Annotated in this window: 13 protein-coding genes; 2 read left to right on the forward strand and 11 right to left on the reverse strand. The window is 64.2% G+C overall.

The features are described from left to right. Nucleotides 1-167 precede the first annotated feature (167 nt). From BUC40_RS02235 to BUC40_RS02285, 11 genes are all read right to left on the reverse strand, one after another. Nucleotides 168-1,028: a LysR family transcriptional regulator gene (locus BUC40_RS02235; protein WP_073262185.1), complete on the reverse strand. Its 861-nt coding sequence runs from the start codon at nt 1,026-1,028 to the stop codon at nt 168-170. Nucleotides 1,029-1,117: 89 nt separating this feature from the next. After that, entirely contained in the window at nt 1,118-2,248 is a 1,131-nt protein-coding gene (locus BUC40_RS02240) for an HPP family protein (protein WP_073262186.1), read from the reverse strand. A 316-nt stretch (nt 2,249-2,564) separates the two neighbouring features. Beyond that, nucleotides 2,565-3,365 carry a YfaP family protein gene (locus BUC40_RS02245; RefSeq protein ID WP_073262188.1) on the reverse strand — a complete coding sequence of 267 codons (801 nt, stop codon included), beginning with the start codon at nt 3,363-3,365 and terminating at the stop codon, nt 2,565-2,567. A 4-nt stretch (nt 3,366-3,369) separates the two neighbouring features. Next, complete coding sequence (locus BUC40_RS02250) at nt 3,370-4,965, reverse strand: DUF2300 domain-containing protein (protein WP_073263838.1); 1,596 nt, start codon at nt 4,963-4,965, stop codon at nt 3,370-3,372. A gap of 52 nt (nt 4,966-5,017) precedes the next feature. Beyond that, nucleotides 5,018-9,547, reverse strand: a complete 4,530-nt coding sequence (locus tag BUC40_RS02255) for an alpha-2-macroglobulin family protein (RefSeq protein WP_073262190.1) — start codon at nt 9,545-9,547, stop codon at nt 5,018-5,020. Beyond that, nucleotides 9,544-10,152: a DUF1175 domain-containing protein gene (locus BUC40_RS02260; protein WP_073262192.1), complete on the reverse strand. Its 609-nt coding sequence runs from the start codon at nt 10,150-10,152 to the stop codon at nt 9,544-9,546. The genes BUC40_RS02255 and BUC40_RS02260 overlap by 4 nt, the downstream gene beginning before the upstream one ends. Nucleotides 10,153-10,313: 161 nt before the next feature. Next, on the reverse strand, nt 10,314-11,957 hold the full coding sequence (locus tag BUC40_RS02265) for a DUF2138 domain-containing protein (RefSeq protein WP_073262194.1): 1,644 nt from the start codon (nt 11,955-11,957) through the stop codon (nt 10,314-10,316). Between the two features lie 167 nt (nt 11,958-12,124). Further along, nucleotides 12,125-12,895 carry a YfaP family protein gene (locus tag BUC40_RS02270; RefSeq protein WP_073263840.1) on the reverse strand — a complete coding sequence of 257 codons (771 nt, stop codon included), beginning with the start codon at nt 12,893-12,895 and terminating at the stop codon, nt 12,125-12,127. A gap of 330 nt (nt 12,896-13,225) precedes the next feature. Then, a complete protein-coding gene (locus BUC40_RS02275) occupies nt 13,226-14,167 on the reverse strand; it encodes an AEC family transporter (protein WP_073262196.1) in 942 nt (313 codons plus the stop codon). Nucleotides 14,168-14,286: 119 nt separating this feature from the next. Then, entirely contained in the window at nt 14,287-14,847 is a 561-nt protein-coding gene (locus BUC40_RS02280; protein WP_073262198.1) for a response regulator transcription factor, read from the reverse strand. 72 nt (nt 14,848-14,919) lie between these two features. Continuing rightward, a complete protein-coding gene (locus tag BUC40_RS02285) occupies nt 14,920-16,179 on the reverse strand; it encodes an ATP-binding protein (RefSeq protein WP_073262200.1) in 1,260 nt (419 codons plus the stop codon). Between the two features lie 250 nt (nt 16,180-16,429). On the opposite strand from BUC40_RS02285, the gene BUC40_RS02290 reads away from it, so the two are divergent. Both BUC40_RS02290 and BUC40_RS02295 read left to right on the forward strand, forming a co-directional pair. Then, nucleotides 16,430-17,137 carry an SIMPL domain-containing protein gene (locus BUC40_RS02290; protein WP_073262202.1) on the forward strand — a complete coding sequence of 236 codons (708 nt, stop codon included), beginning with the start codon at nt 16,430-16,432 and terminating at the stop codon, nt 17,135-17,137. Between the two features lie 212 nt (nt 17,138-17,349). Continuing rightward, complete coding sequence (locus BUC40_RS02295) at nt 17,350-18,948, forward strand: ABC transporter substrate-binding protein (protein WP_073262204.1); 1,599 nt, start codon at nt 17,350-17,352, stop codon at nt 18,946-18,948. Nucleotides 18,949-19,182 lie beyond the last annotated feature (234 nt).

A 19,182-nucleotide genomic window follows, 5' to 3' on the forward strand; every position in this document is an offset into this window, starting at 1 on the left:
AAGGCAAGAGCGGACGTTCCCAGCGTAGGGTGGACAACGCTCTTTTTGTCCACCATTGCGCTCGCAGAGCGGTGGACGGATGAAGCGTCGTCCACCCTACGAAAGGCCGCTTCCGCCACTTTGCAGGCAAATCGCTGAATTCAAACCAAAAGATCGTGAACAGACGCTTACAACGCCGGATCCCAGCGCTGCGACCAGTCGGCGTCCTGTGCAGCGATTTCGCGCAGCAGCTCGAAGCTTTGCTGCAACGCCGCCGAATCCCGTTCACGGGAATACACCAGATACGTCGGGTAGCTGAACTCCGGCGCCCGCGGCACCCGCTCCAGCACCTTCTTGTCCAGATAGCTCTGCACAACGCGCGTGCGGAAATAACCCGAGCCGCCGTGCTCCAGGATGTACTGCAGGGCCAACGGCCCGAGGTTGAAGGACACCGGCGCCCGCGCCTTGTCTGGCAGCGCGCGGTCGTGCTGGGCACGGAAGCTGTCGCTCCAGTCGATGTACACGTAGGGCTCCGGGTTCGCTGCGCGGACCAGAATCAGCTTCTCTTCGAGCACCTGCTCGACCTGCATGCCGGCCCAGTAGCTGGGCTGGTAGACCAGGGCCGCATCCATCACGCCCATCTCCACCTGACGCAGCAAACTGGCGCATTCGGCCACCTGGGCACGCACCGCGTAGCCTTCGATGCCCTGGCGAATCGCGCTGACCCAGCGCAACATCAGCGGGTTGCACAGGCTCACCTCGCCACCGATATGCAGCACGTTGTGGTAGCCGTCAGGCAACGGCAGGTCGCGCTGCGCCGCTTCCCAGGTCTGCTGGATCTGGTTGGCGTAGGTGACGAATGCCTCGCCATCGGGCGTCAGCCGTGCGCCGGCGCGATTGCGCACGAACAGCGTGCTGCCCAGGTGGCTTTCCAGCTTCTGGATGCGCGCGGTGATCGCCGTCTGGGTGACGTGCATGCGCTCGGCGGCGGCGATAAAGCTGCCGCTGCGGACGATTTCCAGAAAGGTGCGGGTAAGGTCGATATCCATCTTCACTGGGCCAGCCCAATCGGCGCTGGCGACTCCTCAAGCCTGATTCGTTGAACAGTGTAAGGCGCCAGGCGTGATCATTCGATGGATCAGTCGAGGTGCCGGAGTAGATCGCGGTGCAGCGCCGCGACCAGATCGGTCTGGGTGATCACGCCGACCATCGCGCCGTTATCCAGCACCGGCAGGCAGTGCAGGCCTTCGTCGGAAAGCAGCGCGATCAGGTCGACGACATGGGTGTCGACCTTCACCGCACGCACTGGCGACGTCATCAGCTCGCCGAGCACCTGCTTTTTCTGCAGGCCAAGAATCGTCCGCAGGTTGAAGCTATTGGCCCGCATGGCACTGACCAGATCGACCAGGCTGACGATACCGACCAGCCGCCCCTTATCGAGGATCGGCAGCGCCTTGAGGCCGTGATGAGTCAGCAGGTACAGGCCCTTGGCAACTGCCGTTTGCGGCGTGGCATGGATCAGGTCGCGGGACATCATCTGCCCGGCGCGGATCTCGCCCATGCTGCGGCGTAGCGCGTGCTTCTCGGTGCTGCGCACGATCAGTTCGAGGTCTTCGCGGGTGATGTCGACAAAGGAGCCCAGCTCGTCGAGTGCGTAATCCAGGTCGTCGGCGTTGATAGCGGCGCGCTCGCCCGGCAGCGGATCATCGGTGTGGTGAACCGCCTGCATACCGGGATGCGGGCGCGGATAGGGCACACGGGTGAGGTTGTTGTAGAGCAACGCGCAGGCCAGCAGGCCGACCCCGGCAGTCATTGCCACCAGCGCCGGCTGCCAGAACGGCTCGCCCGGCAGCGGGGTGGCGAACACCATGCAGAAGGCGATGGCGCCGCCCGGCGGGTGCAGGCAGCGCAGCGGGCACATCAGCAACAGGCTGAGGCCCAGCGCCAACGCTGCACCCAGCAGGCTGTGGTCGACGAAATGGGTGATCGTCAGCGCAACGACGCTGGCGCACAGGTAGCTGCCGAGAATCGACCAGGGCTGCGCCAGGGCGCCTGAAGACACCGCGAACAGCAACACTGCCGACGCCGCCAGCGGGCCGGAGAAATGCACCGCCATATGCAGGCCGAACAATTGGCTGCACACCCAGGTGCTGAACAGAAAACCGGCAGCAGCACCAAAGGCGGCGCGGCTCCATTCTCGGGGGCGGGTATGCAGGGCGTCAGGCAGAAAGGCGGAGAGCCATTGGGGGAAATGCGCGTGGGACTTCATCGGTATCGTCGAAAAGATCGAACCTCTCACATGAGAGACTCGCTGGGCACCGCTGGACGCGGCTGACAGGAGCATCCGTCCCTGGATGATGTACTCGTCTGTTTGCAACCTTGCCCGCCCCGGCAGAGAAACCGCGGCGGGCAATGAGAGGGAGTGTGACGAAGGGCGATAGCGCGATCAAACGAATAATAATGAAGGATTGATAAGCTTTTTTTGATATCAACCAACATGCATAAAGCCCGTAGCACGGGTCGAGCGCAGCGATACCCGGTGCCACCCATTCTGGGTTATCGCCGCGCTCAACCCAGGCTACGAATTACGGATAGCTGAAGCTCTTCACCAGCGTCAGCTCGCCCGGCGTGCGCATCGGCACCAGAAAGCTCTGCTGCTTTTCGTTGACCGTGCCTTCTTCGCTGATCAGGGTGATCTGCCCGGTGGTGAGAATCTGCCCGGCGTTGCTTTCGCCGTCTTCGCCATAGCTGTAACCACCGCCGTAGTAATTCACGTAGACCAGATACTGGCCCTTCATTGGGGTGGGCGAGGCGATCATTTCCGGGCCGTAGCCGGTGGTCACGTCGACATCCAGAGCCGCGCCGTTGGCCAGCGAACGATTGCCGTACCAAACATGTTCGCCATCGGGCGTGACCAGGTGCAGGTCGAGGTCGGTGTTGTCGCTGTCCCACGACAGCACCACGCGCAAGCGCGCCGGGGTTTCGCCGCTGCCATTGTTGTAGAACTGCACGCGGCGGCGCTGGCTGCCATCCGGGCTGCGCACTTCGACATTGTTGCTGCCGGCCGGGAACACGAACGGGCGGTCGAAGCCGCCGTCCTCGCCGATCTTCAGCGGCATGCTGGTGCCGTTGACCACCAGGCGGCCCGGCGCCTGGCTTTCGTCCTTGCGCAGCCCGCTGATCGCGCCCTTGATGCGCGCAGTGTCGGCCTGGTTGGCGGCGCTGTTCACCGAGGAGGCCGGGTAATTGACCTCCTGCATGAATTGCGCGCCGTCGCCCCCGCCAACGCGCCAGCCGCTGCGGGGGGTGTCGAGCTTTACCTCGGCCAGCGCACAAAGCGGCAGCAGGGTCAGGCAGAGGGCGATACGAGGGGTGATCAGAGCCATGATGTCATTCCAGTAACAGGGTACGGGCGAGACCTTCGACGTAGGCCTCGTCCTGTCCATTGGGGTGGGCGACGAACGCCAGGTGCAGGTATTCGTGAGTCAGGTCGAGGCGGTCCTGCAGGGAGAAGAAGCCGCGTACGAAAATGCGCTGGCGCTCGCGATCCACATAGGGCCGGCCGGCCGCCAACTGGCAAACGGTGAACTGCTGAATTTCTTCATAGCCCGGCTCAGCATCCAGCCGTTGCCGCCAGTCACGTCGTTGCTTGCGCAGCCATTGCTCGGCGGCAGCCAGGGGCTGGCAGGCGGCCACGGGCTTGTCCCAGCGGCTCAGCGTGGCGCGTGGGAAGGCGCGGGCCAGAATGGCGTCATAACGCAGACCGCTGTTCGCCTGCTCGACCGCTTGCGTCCAGGCCAGGCGATCAGTGCCGGGCTGGGTAGTGTGGTAGGTGACCGGCGTGTCGGCCAGCACCAGGTCGGCCGTCCACGCGGCGATAGCGCGGGCGCCCTGGCTGGCCGGGCGTGGTGCCACGCGCTGGTTGCTGCTGCTGTCATCGATACGCAGGCACTCGCCGCGCCGCCCGGCGCTTTGCAGCAGGTAAGTGCGCGCGGTGATGGCCAGCGCCTTGGCGGCCTCGGCAGGTTGCGCCGAGGCTTCGCGATCCAGCACCCGCGCCACGTAGTCCTCACGATCCAGATGGGCAGTGAGCTGCAACCCTTCGCTGCTTTTCTCGAGAAACAGCTCGCCGTGGCTTTCGATGGGCAGCCGGTTACCGTTGCTGAACTCGACCTCGTAGCGCCCATTGAGCGCGCCAGGCTCGACGGCCGCATCACCGCCCTCACGCTTGAGCTGGCGCAATGGATAGCGGGCGAACAGGCGCACCTCGACGCAACTGCCGGCCTCGCTTGGCCAGGGCGCAGGCAGCACCTGGCCGAGCGCCTCAGCATGGCGTTTGAGCACCATCACGCTGGTGCCCGAGCCGCCGGCCCAGATTGGCGTGCCGTCGGCCAGCCAGCCGGCGAAACCGCCCTGGCGAGCTTGGGGATCCTTATCGGCCAGCCAGCTCCAGGTCTTCACCCGCAGACGACTGCCGAGGGCGCTGACGGTCGAGCCGTTGCCGGCCAGCACCACGTCCAGCAGGACCTTGCGGGCATCGGCCTGGGCGGGCAATTGCGCCAGTTGCGTGAGCATTTGCTGAACCGGGACGCGGGTCGCCGGCGCCAGGCGCTGGCGCTCACTGAGCCAGCTCGGCGCCTTCCGGGCCTGCCAGTAGCGTGACCAGTCACCCTGGTCCAGCTGCAGGTTCTGCTGCTCGAAGTACAGGCCACAGGATTTGACCAGCGCCTGCTCCCGGTCGATGCGCTCGCCCGGGTCGCAGCAATACACCTCCTCCTTGTCCTGCCCGCGGCACTGATAGCCGTTGTCCGGCTGGCCGATGTCGACCAGGTAGGCATAGACGAACAATTTCCACAGGCTGCCCAACGGCGCCTGCAGAGTGTCGGGCAGCGGTTCGCGACTGATCAGCCGTTGCCCGTCGAGGCGCAGCAGTTCGCTGCCGCCAGCCGTTTGCCAGGCCAGCGACAGCGGCGCCTCGCCCGCCATTGCCGAGCCGCCGAAGGCGGTCAGCAGGGCCAGCGAAGCGAGCAGGCGGTACTTACTCAACGCGAACCTTCTGCAGCGCTGGCTCAGTTTCCAGCGCCTGCTGGCCCGGTGCGTAGAGGCGCACGTAGCGGGCCGGCGGCAGCACGAACTCGCCCTTCTGGGAGAAGCGCACCAGGTGACGCAGCACCAGCTCGCCTTGCAGGCTGTCCACCGGCACCGCATAGCTGAGCTCGCCCGGCTCGTTGCGGGCCTTCTCCAGCGCCGAGGCTTCATCGCCACCCAGGCCACTGACCTGGATGCCCCAGGTGGTGCGCTCCACGTCGGCGCCCGGCGGCAGCGGCACTTCCAACATGCCATAGCGCAGGGGCTGCTCGGATTCGCTGCTCAGGGTCACTTCATCCAGGTACAGGTCGGCGCTGGAGATCTCGTCCTTGCCGACTTCCTCGGCGCGGAACTCGAACGCCTTGTCGCCCGGCACCAAGCGCAACAGACGACGCTTGAGGGTAACCGGCACATTGCTCGGTGCGGCCTGGGCGCTCTGGTAGTCGAGGCGAACATCGTTCGGCTGATCCAGATAGCCAGCCACCAGCAGTGCCTGGGGCGGTTGCGCGCCGTTCCACTGCCAGTAGCTGTCGCCGCTGGTGCCTTCCACCGCCTGCCAGTCGCCTTCCAGCGCCAGCGTCGGCTGCGTACCGCGCAGGTCCAGCGACGGCTGCAGCCAGGTCAGCGCCAGGGCGCGTTCCAGGCCGGCCTGGGCCGGCGCCAGTTCGCCGAGCAGGCGCTGGGCGCGCTGGCGGTCCGGGCCATTGAGGTACAGGGCGACAGCCGCCACGAAAGGCGACTGGCTCTCGGCCAGGCGGCGACGGGCACCATCGAGCTGCCCCTGCAGCGCCTCGGCCACCGGCACATTGTTCTGCTGCGCCAGGCGCACGCCCAGCTCGCGGGCAATCGCCAGGCCCAAGGCCGAAGCCGGCGCCGCCATCACCAGGCTGTCGCCCTCACCGAGCACCACTTCCTCGCCCTCACCTGCGGCGGCGAGGTCGTATACCAGGCCTTCAAGCAGGGTTTTCACCGGCAGGCCCATGTCGCGGGCGAACGCCAGGATCAGCGCACGCTGCAGCAGCGGCGTTTCCGGGGCGCGCTTGGCATAGAGTTCCAGCACGCGCTGCCAGTGCTCCGGCGGCAACTGAATGGCCAGGGCGCGGCTGGCGTGCCAGTCGGCGTAATAGGCATAGGTGGTCAGGAAGGCGTCGCCATCGGCATCACCGCCCCACCAGGTGAAGGTTGCCTCGGGCCCGGCCATCTGCACCAGGCGCAGGCGGCTGTTCTGCATGATCAGGCGCAGGCGATCCTTGATCCGCGGCTCGCCGGCGGCCAACGCCGGGTAGGCCAGGCTCAATGGCAGCAGGCGGCTGGCGGTCTGCTCGACGCCGCCATAGGGGTAGTCGAGCAGGTCGTCCAGCGCGGCGTTGAACAGGCCGGCGCCGCTGTCGGCCACGCGCAGCTGCACCTGAGTGGCATCGGCCGGCAACTGCAGCGGCGTGCTGCCCGGGAACACCGACAGCGGCTCGCTGCGCACCTGTTGCCAGCCAGGTGCCACGGTGCTCAGCTTGACGGCCAGGGCGTCGGCGACCTTATCGGCCTGGCGCAGCTCGGCGCTGAAATCACCAGCAGCGATAACCGCGTCCTCGACCGGCAGGTAGTTGATACCCTTGGCAAGCGTCACCTCGCGGCGTTGCTCCTGCTCACCATGACGGATCAGCAGTTCGGCCTTGGCACCCTCCTCGCCCTGGTTGAAGGCGAACAGGCCCAGCGCCGGCTTGTCGCCGACACGGAAGCGGCTCGGGCCGCTCCATTTCAGGTACAGCGGCTTTTCCGAACGCACGAACTGGCGTTTCTGGCCCACTTCACCCTCGGCACTTACCGCGCGGGCGGTGATGCGCCAGCGGGTCAGCGAATCGGGCATGCGGAAGCTGAAGCTCGCCTTGCCGTTGGCATCGGTGACCAGGTCGGGCTGCCAGGCGGCGGTGTCGACTTCCTCGCGGCGCGGCCGCTCCAGTACCTTGACGCCGCGCTCGCTGCGGTTGGCACGGCCCGGTGCACTGGGCATGCCCGGCAGGGCCAGGTCATAGCTGATGAACGACAGGCTAGCACTGGTGCGCACGTTGTTGCGGCGCGGGTGATAGAAGAACTGGTCGATACCCGGGGCGATTTCCGGCTGCAGGGCGTAGATCATCTCGTCCACCACGCTGACCGTCAGGCGCGTCGGCACCGGCTTGCCTTCGAACAGGGTGCTCAGCTCGACGGTGACCAGGTCACCCGGCTGCACCACCTCCTTGTCGGCCTTGATGGCGATGTCGATCTGCGGCGTGGCGACCTTGATGCCGGCGTTCTGGAAGCTGTAGTCACCGCCGCGGGTGTACAGCGCCGAGAAGGTGATGTTCGGCGAGAAGGTCTTGCCCACCGGAATGCGCGCGCGGTACTGGGTGTCGGACAGGCGCTCGAGCTTGAGCCAGTCGCCGCCCTTGGACAGCAGCGCAGTGGCCTCGACCTTGTCACGTTCCAGGGTCAACAGCGCATCGCTGACCGGCTCGGGGAAAGTGATCAGCGCCAGGGCTTCGTCGCCGGCCTGGTACTCGGCCTTGTCGAGCACGATCTCGATGGTGCCGGCTACCGACTTGACGCCCTCGCCGCTGACCGAATGGCCGGTGGCGCCGAGGATCAAACCGCTGCTGTCCTTGAGGGTGATGCTGTAGGTGCCGGGGCGTTCGAAATTCAGCTCGAAGCCTTTGGCATCCGCGGCCAGCTCGCCGTTGCCGGTGCTCTGGTCTTCCAGGCGCACCCATTCGTAACGGGCTGGTTTGCGTTCACTGCTGCCTTCGCTCTGATAGCTGAAGTTCACCGCCTGCCCGGCCGAGCTGAAGCGCTGCGGCGCGCTCAGGCGATAGCGGGCGGCGCCGCGCTCGATGAGGATTTCCTTGCTGGTCTTGACCCGGTAGGCGGCGCCATCGCTGGCAAACACGCTGAGCAGGTAGCGGCTCGGCTTGTCGGCGGCCGGCAGGTCGACCACCGCACGGCCCTGGCTGTCGGTGCTGACTTCGCTGCTGGCCAGCTCGACCGGGAACTGGCCGAGGTACTGCAGTTCGTTGTCGACCATCGACAGTTGCTGGGCACGCAGGCTCAGCTGCACCTTGGCATTGACCACCGGCTTGCCGTCCGGATAGAGCAGCACCAGGGCGCCCTTGACCGGCTCGCCGGTACGGAAGTCCGGCTTGTCGAGATCCAGCGACACTTCGAAGTGCGGTTTGATGTACTCGGCGACGCGGAAGGCACTGCTGTACAGCCCGTCGCGGTAGGCGAAACGCAGCTCATAGCCGCCGGCCACGGCGTTGTCCGGCAGCTGGAAGCGGCCCTGGCCGCCACGGGCGCTGTCGAAGTCGAGCTTCTGGGTCTGCAGCACGGTGCCGTTGGCATCCAGCACGCTGAGGCTGATCGGCGCGGTGCCGGCCGCCACCGAGTCGCGGGCGTTCTTGAACTCGCGGCCGACGATCTTCACTTCCACCCAGTCGCCGGGGCGGTACAGCGGGCGGTCGGTGAAGGCGTACAGCTTGGTGTCGTAGATTTCGCTGTCGTAATAGAAGTTCTCGGACACGAACACGCCGCCGTCGGCGTCCTCGCCGATCACGTAGGAACGCTCCGGGCTGGCGTGGCCGAGGCGCAGCAGGCCCTGGCCGTCGGTGTTGCCACTGGTCATCACGCCCAGGCCGTCACTCCACAACAGCTTGGCACCGGCCACCGGCGTGCCCTGGTGCTTGTCGGCCGTCCATACCAGCAATTCGCCGCCGGCGATCTTGCTGACCGCCACGGTATTGGAAACGAACACCACGGTGGTGGCGCGGTACTTGCCAATGATCGCCTCGGCCAGGTACAGGCCAGGCTTGAGCTTGCCAAGCGGCACGTAGACGTTACCGGAAGCGACGCTGACGAAGTTGCTCGACGAGCCGGACAGGTCGACGCCCGCCGGCGGCTCGATCGGTTTGGCTTCCCACAGCGGGTAGCGGAATTCGGCCACCAGCGGCAGGCCCTTCATCGGCGCGAACTGCACCTGCGGGGTGAACTCGGTGGGCGCGGCGATGGCGCTGCCCATCTTCAGCTCCGGAGCTTCCTCGGTGACCTGCTTGCGCGACTCGTAGGAGAAGGCGCGCTGCATCACCCGGCGGGATTTGCGGTACCAGTTGTCCCACAAGTACGACAGGGTGTTGGACAGCCCCTCGCCCTTGAACTGGCCCTCGGCGACCACGCGGTGCAGGTTCTTCTGGCGCTTGAGGAACTCCAGCGGCTGATCGATGCGGTACAGGCGCATGTCCACGCCGCCGTAGCCTTCCATGCGGTAGCGGCGGTAGTCGCGGCCCGGCGCTTCGAGGCGCACGGTGGCCACTTCATCGGCGGCGAAGCTGGAATCGGCGAGCAGGAAGAACGACTCGCCAGCAAGCGGTGTGTAACCACTGGCCGGCACTTCGTCTTCGGCGTGAGCGGCCAGGGGCATGAGCGCCAGCAGCGCGACGGCTAGTAGACGGTTCATCGCGCGAGGAAATTCAGCCGATAGATGCCGATAAAGTTGGGGTTGGCGTCGTCGGGTATCCATCGGGTGTCCTTCCATGTCATGAGTTGTTGCAGGCTGACGGCACGCATGCCGTTATCCGTGGGAGTGGTGGTGCCGGTGTGGTAAACGATGTCGCGGCCCATCCAGATCATCAGGTGCTGGTCATCGCCCTGATCGAAGAACATCAGGTCGCCGGGGCGTGCCCCGTTCAGATCGCGGCCAACCAACTGGCTGTTGAACTGGATCATCTTGATCGCATTGACGTAGGGGCCCTGCTTGCCGCCGCCCTGCTGCCAGTTCTGCGCCAGACGGCGCTGCGCGTCGTCCAGCTCCAGTTCCGGCGGCAGGTAGCGGTTGGACAGGCCATTGGCATGCAGCCACTTGGCGTCATGCACCTTGAGCGCTTCGTTGGCGGCGAAGCGGACCAGGCCGACACAATCCTGCTGATGCCAGCGCGGGCTCGGGCCCTGGCGCAGCTGCTCCTGGGCGATACGCACGAACCAGGCGCGAAAGATCTGCGACTGCTCGGGATCGAGGTCGGGCGACTGCTCGGCGCGCGCGCACAGGCTCAACGCCATGAGCATGGCGAACAGTGCGATTGTTGCAACCCGCCCAGGGGCTCGCGAGCTAGAGCCATGCAAGGCAAAAACAGGCGAGGAAGCGGAGTTTACGAGCTTGTAAATGAGCATTCCGAGCCTGTTTTTAACGCAGCAGGGCCGACGCGCAGCAGCCTCTGGGTGGGTTTTCACAGGGAGCGCCATTCCAGGGGCACCCACTTCCAATCATCGTCGGCTTCGGTGCCTTTCGGCAGCGTCAGCGCGAACTGGCCATAACCGCCCATGGCACGCAGTTTGGGCAGCAAGTGGGTGTCGGCGGCATTGCGGAACACCGGCTCGTAGTTGGCCGGCAGGCTGTCCAGGGTTTCCTGCTCGAGCAGGCGCGACAAGCCTTCGGGCGCCAGGTAACCGGGCACCAGACCGTCGACGGGCAACACTTCGGCCAGCGGCGGGTAGCGCTTGTTGAGGGTATCCAGGGCCTTGATCACCAGCGTGTCATCCAGCGAAAACAGCAGGGTCTGGCCCTGGCGCGCCAGGCTGACGTTGAAGAATGCGCGGGACGCCAGGGCGTCGGGAGTGTTGCTGTCTTCAGCCGGGTACTGACCGAAGTTGGAGCCCACCTGGCGATGCCAGATATGGCCGTCGGCGATGCTCTGGCTTTCTACCGGGAAGCGACCATTTTCCACATTGGGCTCGAAGGCGCCGATCATGCCGTCGAACAGCCCACCGATGGCCTGATCCAGCTCCGGCGTGGCGGCTTCATCGAGGTGCGTGACCAGCAACGGCGAGTGCAGCCGTGAGTCGGCGTACCAGCACAGGCCGGCGGTGCTGCCCAGGCGTTTCTGCAGGTCTTCGCTGACCGCCTTGCTCGCGCCGACACGCTCCAGCAGTTTCTCGGCACTGCCCGGTGCAATGGGCACGGCGACGCAGGCGCTGGCGCCCATGGGCATGGCTTGCCAGATCGGGGTGAAATCCATGGCCGGTTGATCGTCGACTTCGTTGAGCGCCAGGAAGCTGCTCCAGCCGCCCTCGCCCTTCTCGAAACGCACACCGGCAAACGCCGGGAAGAAACGCTGGTAACCCAGCGCGACGTATTCGCCACTCAGGGAAATACGCTGCTGCTCGGTCTCGCGAGCCTTGAGGCCGAAGCGCTTGGCGAAGGGATTGTCGCCGTCGAGCAGCGCTTCGACAGATTCGGTCGCCGCACGGCCGAGTTTGTCGTCCTCACCGAACAGCATGCCGGGTGAGGACAGCACCAAGAGCTTGTCGCCGTGGCTGGCCAGCAGCAAGGCACGGTCCCCCAGGTAGTTGAGGCGGTACAGCGGCACGCTGCTGCCATCGACGCGCAGCTCGCCGGCCTTGCTGAGCTGGGTGTCGTCCAGCGCCACATGGGCCAGCGGCTCCAGCACCTTGGCCAGGCCACCACGCTGCATGACCATCACAAAGTGCTTGAGCTTGCCGTCGGCGCCCTTCCACAGGGCAACGTCGGCGGGCTGGTCGAGCAATTCGTCGAGTAGCTCGTCGCGCAGTTTCAGGTCGCGCTCGTAAATGATCCGCCGCAGGCTACCGACCAGGCCGAGGCGGTCGGCGTTGTGCTCGTAATAGAACACGAAGTCTTCGGTGAGGGTGTCGCGCAGCAGCGGCACCGCCAGCAGATCCTTGGGCAGGCGGCTGAGCGAGGCACTCTCGATCAGCGCATCGGGGTGCTTGAGATCCAAGCCCAGGGCGCTGCGCTCACCCAGATCGCGCGAGTCCTGGCCGCAGGCGGCAAGCAGGCCGGCTGTCAGCAAAACGGCGACGTGGCGCAGGTGGGCAGTGGTATTCCGGTTCATAACAAAACCCTATTCATCCAAGCATCGGGATATCAATGTCAGGCATTTGAAAAACTATCTGCGTTGCCATCGCTGCGTTAAAAACAGGCTCAAAATGCTCATGTACTACTCGTACACTCCGCTTTTTCTCCTGTTTTGCCTTGCACTGGCTGCCTCGATCACGTTTTTCAACGGCCTGCATAATTGAAAGATTTGACGAACAGCAGCTCACCGATGGCGCGCAATGGCACCACGAAGGTCTCGCGCTTCTCGTTGACGGTGTTCTCGTTGAAGATCAGGTTGATCTGCGCCGTGATGATCTCGTTCTGGTTGCTGCCGGCCTCGAAGTTGTAGCCCTCGCTGCCCAGGTTGCCCCAGTAGTTCACGTAGATCAGATAGGTGCCTTGCAGCGGCGCGGTCATGGTGAACATTTCCGGGCCAGGGCCATCGACGCTATCCACATCCAGGCCACCGCCGTTGGTGAGTACCGGGTGGCTCCAGAACGCGTGCTGACCATCCGGGGTGACCACGTGCAGGTCAAGCTCGGCCTTGGGGTCGTCCCAGCCCAGCACCATGCGGATGCGCGCCGGCGTGCGCAGGCTGTTGGCTTCATAGAATTGAATGCGCTTGAGCGATTGCCCCTCGCCCGCCACCAGCTCGACGCTGTTGGAGCCGGCGCCAAAGGCATAAGGCCGGGCGAAGCTGCCCTGCTCGTCGGTGTACAGCGGCAGCGGGTTGCCGTTGACCACCAGCCGGTGCGGTGGGCGCACTCCACCAATGTTCTGCAGGGTGCCTTCGATCATGCTACGCCCGCGCAGGGCGCCACGGTCGATGGGCGGCGTCGGATAGGCGACACGTGCTTCACCGTCACCTTCATTGAGGCCGTGATAACGCCAGCCGCCAGTGGGAGATTGCAGGGATGCAGAAGGCTCGGCCCGGCCAACTTCGGCCCAGCTCATCGGCGTGGCCAGGGCAGCACAGAGCAGCAGCACGCAATGCACCCGCGAGGCACCAGCGAGAGCGAACCGAATCGCTCGGCGCTGCGAAAGAAAGCGAACCACCGCACTGCACTCCTTGTGCTGGTCAGGCATTAAAGCCTGACACCCGCACTCACACTGGGCTCTGGGAAAGAAGTTACGTCTTGACGTTCGACGCCATCGAGACGGCGGCGTCACATCAAGTTACACGCGTGCGAGGATGCTAGCGAGTTGCCTTGAGGCTGACAATCGTGGCACTTGCGAATCGGTACTGGATCACAATCAACGCATGCTGGTTCACAACAACCGCTGCTACACCCATCCCGCCCACTGCAGCAGCAACAACCCCACGTTGGTAGTGACCACCGCCGCCAGCGTGGTGATCACGATGATCGCGGCCGCCAGCTGGTAGTTGCCGTTCACCGCCCGGGCCATCACGAAGCTGGCTGCTGCCGTGGGGCTGGCGAAGTACAGGAAGAGGATCGCCAGGTCGGCGTCGCGGAAGCCGAACGCCCAGGCACCGAGGGTGGCCAGCAGCGGTAGCCAGACCATCTTCATCAGGCTTGAGCCGATGGCCACGCCGCTGCTCTCGCGCAAGGAAGTCAGCGACAGCGTGCCGCCGATGCAGATCAGCGCCAGCGGCAGGGTCATCTGTGCGAAGTAGTCACCGGATACCATGGCCCAGTGTGGCAGCGGGATTTTCCAGTATGCAAAGGGAATGGCCAGCAGTACGCCGATGATCAGCGGGTTGCTGAAGATGCTTTTGCACAGCGTCCAGGGGTCGGCCTTCATGTTCGGGCTGTAGATCGCCAGCACGATGGCCGACAGCACGTTGTAGCAGAGGATCACCACGCCACCGAGCACCGCCCCCACCGACAGACCGTAGTCGCCGTACATGCTGGTGGCCAGCGCCAGGCCGACGATGCCGTTGTTACCGCGAAAGGCGCCCTGGGTGTAGATGCCGCGGTCGGCTTGCGGGCAGCGCCAGATCGCCCAGCTCCAGGCGATGAAGAAGCACACCAGGGTGGCGAACACGAAGTAGCCGATCAGCGCCGGCTGCAGCGCAGTACTCAGGTCGGCATTGATGATGCTGAGAAACAGCAGCGTCGGCATGGTGCCGCGAAACACCAGGGACGAGGCGGTGTTGATAAAGGCGTCGTCGATCCAGCGCAGCCGCTTGAGCAGCACGCCGAGGAACAGCATGGAGAAAACGGGCGCGGTGATCGCGAGCGTTTGCTGAAGCACAGCGAGCATGGGAATTCCGGAAGCAGGCGAAAGGCATTGTGAAACACCGACGTACCTGGGGTTCAGGTACGTCGATAGCCTGCTAATGATAGCAAAGCTTCAGCCGCAAGAGCCTGCAGCGGTTCGCTTTAGCGACGAACCGGGCGCTTCTGCAGCTTGCGCTGCAGAGTACGGCGGTGCATACCAAGGGCCCGGGCGGTCGCCGAGATGTTGCCTTCGTGCTCGGCCAGCACGCGCTGGATGTGCTCCCACTGCAGGCGATCCACGGACATCGGGTTTTCCGGCACCAGAGTGTCGAGGTCGGCATGCTGGGTCAGCAGCGCGGCGAGCACGTCATCGGCATCAGCCGGTTTGCACAGGTAGTTGCAGGCGCCGCGCTTGATGGCCTCCACCGCAGTGGCGATGCTCGAATAGCCGGTGAGGATCACCACGCGCATCTCGGCATCCAGCTCCAGCAACTTGGGCAGCAGCACCAGGCCGGAGTCGCCTTCCATCTTCAGGTCGAGCACGGCGTAGTCCGGCAAATCCTGAGTGGCGACCGCTAGGCCTTCCTCCGCGGATGCCGCCGTAGACACACGCAGTCCCCGGCTGCTCATGGCGCGCGCCATCACCCGGGTGAACGTCGGATCGTCGTCGACCAGCAGCAGATGGGGTTGTTCTTCGCTTTCCAGCAGTGTTTCGTCGCTCATAAATCACTCCTCAAAATATGCTCGCGGCCTGCCGCTGCGGCAGTACGGCGTATCGACAATCCTGCGGCGGGCTCACACCCGGGCGTAGGCGCGCGGCAACTTGAGCTCGGTGAGCGTGCCGCCTTCTTCATGGTTATACAACTTCACGGTACCGCCGGCGCGAGTCACGCTGGCCTGGCTGAGAAACAACCCGAGGCCGAACCCCTTGCCTTTGCTCTTGGTGGTGAAGAACGGTCGGCCCAGCTGCTCGGCGATGGCCAAGGGTACACCGGCGCCGTAATCACGGATGCTCAGACGCACCCACTGATGATCCCAGTCCAGGCTGATTTCCAGATTGTCCGGGCAGGCATCGGCGGCATTGTTGAGCAGGTTGAGCAGCGACTGGGTGAGGTCGGCGGGCGGCATCAACTGCGGCGGCTTGCCGACGCCCAGGCACTCATAACGGTAGCTGGCCTCGGGGCGCATCAGGTGCCAGCGATTGAGGGTGGTTTCCAGCCAGCTCACTGCGGAGATTTCCACCACAGCCTGGCGCCGATCCGCTTCGGCGGCGCGCACCAGGTGCTGGAGGGTTTCCTTGCACAGCTTGACCTGCTCCTGCAGCAGCGCCAGGTCTTCCTGCAACAGCGGATTCTGGTGTTCGCGGCGCAGCTCCTTGATCAGCACACTCATGGTCGCCAGCGGCGTGCCCAGCTCGTGGGCGGCACCGGCAGCCTGGGTGGCCACGGCCAGCAGCTGCTGGTCACGCATGCCCTCTTCGCGGCGCTCGGCGCGCAGCTTTTCCTGCTGGCGCAGCTCTTCGGCCATCTTGGCGACAAAGAAGGTAATCAGCCCCGCCGCCAGCGCGAAGCTCAGCCACATGCCGTAGACCAGCAGGCTTTCGCGCGGCCCCACCGGCAGTTGCAACGGGTGCGACCAGACCAGCAGCAGCGTGTAGGACGCCAGCGCCATGCCACCGAGAATCATGGTGAACAGCCACGGCAAGGTCGCCGCAGCGATGGTCAGCGGCACCAGGTAATAGGACACGAAGGGGTTGGTCGAGCCGCCCGAGTAATACAACAGCACGCTGTGGATGATCAGGTCGAAGCCCAGATGGATCGCGTACTCGGCCTCGGTGACTGGCCAAGGCCCGCGCAGACGCAGGGCGGTCAGCAGGCACAGAACGAATGAGGCGCCCAGGGTGATGCTCAGCTGCAACCAGGGCAGCGGCAGCAGCTCGGATTTGTAGGCCAGACCAACCGAACCGGCTTGCGCAGCCAGCACCAGAAAGCGAATCAGGGTCAGGCGCCAGAGGTTCTGGCGACTGGCCGAAAGCAGTTGTACAGGGGCGAGCATCAATACTCCTCTATGCTCGTTGGCGAGCACGACGAGTATAACCAAGCCCGCCGACGGCCTGATGCGGCAACGCGCCGCAGTCGTACGATGATTCTCGCCTGGCGCCGGATCAGCGCAGTCACTTGCCGATCACGGTGGTCAGAGGTGGGGTAAATATTTTTTCGGTTCTCTTAACCCGACTCTCGAGGTTGCCTCGTCTAACCCCATGAACACGGTCTTTGTCCGTGCCCGCTATCGATAAGGAATCGCCATGCTGCCACTGTCCCGCCTCGCCACCGCTCTGGCCTTCACCACTGCCGGCCTGCTCAGTATCGCCGCGCACGCCGACGAGCAGCGCTACAACCAGATTTCCCTGAGCACCCAGGTCAGCCATGAAGTGGCACACGACCTGATGCAGGTCACCCTGTACACCGAAGCCCAGCAGAAGGACCCCGCGGCGCTGGCCGCCGAGATCACCCGCACATTGAATGCCGGGCTGACCCAGGCACGCGGCGCGAAGGGCGTGACTGTCTCCCAGGGCAGCCGTAACAGCTACCCGGTGTACAGCGAGAAAGGCGAAGAGATCAGCGCCTGGCGCGAGCGCGCGGAAATCCGCCTGGAGAGCGCCGACTTCACCGCGCTGTCCAAACTCACCGGCGACATGCTGAAAACCCTGAAGATGGGCGGCATGAGTTTCAGCATCGCCGATGCCACGCGCAAGAAAGAAGAAGACGCGCTAATCAAGGACGCCGTCGCGGCCTTCAAGGAACGCGCCCAACTGACCACCGAAGCCTTGGGCGGCAAGAGCTACAAGCTGGTCAGCCTGAACCTCAACAGCGGCGGCTTCGTGCGCCCGCCGATGCGCATGGAAGCCATGAAGGCCTCGGCGTTCTCCAGCGACAGCGCCACCCCGGAAGTCGAAGCCGGCACCAGCCAGGTGACGATGAATGCCGATGGTGTAATCGAAGTTCAGCTGTAAGCCTGCGCGCTAAACCGCCCGGGTAAATAAGAGGAGGCTGCGACGGATGTCGCAGCCTCCTCTTCGTTTTTGCGGGTTGCTCAGACGTTTTCGGCACAACCCGTGCATAGCCTCAAACAAGGTCTAGGCTCAAGGCAGGCTCGTCACCATCCGACACGCCCGCTTACCCGCAGCAGACCCCTCAGGAAAATCACAATAGACATGAGGTAACCATGTACAAGAACGCCTTTATCCAGGCTTTTGTTGTCGCCGGCCTGATTGCCAGCGCCCCCTTCGCACAGGCCGCCGGCAACCTGGTGTACTGCTCAGAAGGCAGCCCGGCAGGTTTCGACCCTGGCCTATACACCACCGGCACCGATTTCGACGCGGGCGCCGAGACCGTTTTCAACCGCCTTTCGCAGTTCGAGCGTGGCGGCACCTCGGTAATCCCCGGCCTGGCCGAGAAATGGGATATCAGCGATGACGGCCTGACCTACACCTTCCACCTGCGCGAAGGCGTGAAATTCCACACCACCGAGTACTTCAAGCCGAGCCGCGAATTCAACGCCGACGACGTACTGTTCACCTTCAACCGCATGCTCAACAAGGACGATCCGTTCCGTAAGGCCTACCCCACCGAGTTCCCGTACTTCACCGATATGGGCATGGACAAGAACATTGCCAAGATCGAGAAGGTCGACGAACACACGGTGCGCTTCACCCTCAACACGGTCGATGCCGCGTTCATCCAGAACATGGCCATGAGCTTCGCCTCGATCCACTCCGCCGAATACGCCGCCCAGCTGCTCAAGGCCGGCAAGGCCTCGGACATCAACCAAAAGCCCATCGGCACTGGCCCGTTCGTGTTCAGCCGTTATCAGAAAGACGCGCAGATCCGCTACAAGGGCAACAAGGAATACTGGAATCCGGATGACGTGAAGATCGACAACCTGATCTTCGCCATCAACACCGATCCATCGGTGCGCATGCAGAAACTGCGTGCCGGCGAGTGCCACGTCAGCGTGTTCCCACGCCCGGCGGATCTGGAAACCCTGAAAAAGGATCCTAAGCTGCAGATGCCCGAGCAGGCTGGCTTCAACGTCGGCTACCTGGCTTACAACACCGAGCACAAGCCGTTCGACAAGCTCGAAGTGCGCCAGGCTATGGACATGGCGGTCAACAAGCAGGCGATCATCAACGCCGTGTACCAGGGCGCTGGCCAGGTGGCAGTGAACGGCATGCCGCCGACCCAGTGGTCCTATGACGACACCATCAAGGACACGCCCTACAACCCGGAGAAGGCCAAGGAACTGCTCAAGGCTGCCGGCGTGAAGGAAGGCACCGAAATCACCCTGTGGGCCATGCCGGTGCAACGCCCGTACAACCCGAATGCCAAGCTTATGGCCGAAATGCTGCAGGCCGACTGGGCGAAGATCGGCATCAAGGCGCGCATCGTCAGCTACGAGTGGGGCGAGTACAACAAGCGCGCCAAGGCCGGCGAGCACGACGCCCTGCTGATCGGTTGGACCGGCGATAACGGTGACCCCGACAACTGGCTGGGCGTGCTGTATGGCTGCGACTCCATTGGTGGCAACAATTACAGCCGCCTGTGCAACAAGGAGTTCGACGCGCTGATCAAGAAGGCCAAGGCGATCAACGACCGCGAAGAGCGCACCGTGCTCTACAAGCAGGCCCAACAACTACTCAAGGCCGATGTGCAGAACACGCCGATCGCCCACTCCACGGTGTATCAGCCGATGAGCACCCGCGTTAAGGACTTCAAGATCAGCCCGTTCGGCCTGAGCTCCTTCTACGGTGTGAGCATCGAGTAACTTAGTCCCTGAATGAAAACGCCCGGCCAATTGGCCGGGCGTTTTCGTTTCTACGAGCCTGTTCACGATCTTGCGGACTGAATTCAGCGCGTTGCCTGCAAAGTGGCGGGCGCGGACATTTGTAGGGTGGACGACGCTTCACCTACGCGGCCCGACCCGTCCACCGCTCTGCAATCGCAATGGTGGATGAAAAGAGCGTCATCCACCCTACCTAGCTAAAGCCCCTCCTACAAA

The organism is Phytopseudomonas punonensis (assembly GCF_900142655.1).
Taxonomy (GTDB): Bacteria; Pseudomonadota; Gammaproteobacteria; order Pseudomonadales; family Pseudomonadaceae; genus Aquipseudomonas; species Aquipseudomonas punonensis.

What these genes read in the sequence shown, in the direction of transcription:
- BUC40_RS02285 (WP_073262200.1), bottom strand. Translation starts at nt 16,179, where the DNA reads ATGCTCGCCCCTGTACAACTGCTTTCGGCCAGTCGCCAGAACCTCTGG.
- BUC40_RS02275 (WP_073262196.1), bottom strand. Translation starts at nt 14,167, where the DNA reads ATGCTCGCTGTGCTTCAGCAAACGCTCGCGATCACCGCGCCCGTTTTC.
- BUC40_RS02280 (WP_073262198.1), bottom strand. Translation starts at nt 14,847, where the DNA reads ATGAGCGACGAAACACTGCTGGAAAGCGAAGAACAACCCCATCTGCTG.
- BUC40_RS02270 (WP_073263840.1), bottom strand. Translation starts at nt 12,895, where the DNA reads ATGAGCTGGGCCGAAGTTGGCCGGGCCGAGCCTTCTGCATCCCTGCAA.
- BUC40_RS02235 (WP_073262185.1), bottom strand. Translation starts at nt 1,028, where the DNA reads ATGGATATCGACCTTACCCGCACCTTTCTGGAAATCGTCCGCAGCGGC.
- BUC40_RS02255 (WP_073262190.1), bottom strand. Translation starts at nt 9,547, where the DNA reads ATGAACCGTCTACTAGCCGTCGCGCTGCTGGCGCTCATGCCCCTGGCC.
- BUC40_RS02260 (WP_073262192.1), bottom strand. Translation starts at nt 10,152, where the DNA reads ATGCTCATGGCGTTGAGCCTGTGCGCGCGCGCCGAGCAGTCGCCCGAC.
- BUC40_RS02265 (WP_073262194.1), bottom strand. Translation starts at nt 11,957, where the DNA reads ATGAACCGGAATACCACTGCCCACCTGCGCCACGTCGCCGTTTTGCTG.
- BUC40_RS02240 (WP_073262186.1), bottom strand. Translation starts at nt 2,248, where the DNA reads ATGAAGTCCCACGCGCATTTCCCCCAATGGCTCTCCGCCTTTCTGCCT.
- BUC40_RS02295 (WP_073262204.1), top strand. Translation starts at nt 17,350, where the DNA reads ATGTACAAGAACGCCTTTATCCAGGCTTTTGTTGTCGCCGGCCTGATT.
- BUC40_RS02245 (WP_073262188.1), bottom strand. Translation starts at nt 3,365, where the DNA reads ATGGCTCTGATCACCCCTCGTATCGCCCTCTGCCTGACCCTGCTGCCG.
- BUC40_RS02250 (WP_073263838.1), bottom strand. Translation starts at nt 4,965, where the DNA reads ATGGCGGGCGAGGCGCCGCTGTCGCTGGCCTGGCAAACGGCTGGCGGC.
- BUC40_RS02290 (WP_073262202.1), top strand. Translation starts at nt 16,430, where the DNA reads ATGCTGCCACTGTCCCGCCTCGCCACCGCTCTGGCCTTCACCACTGCC.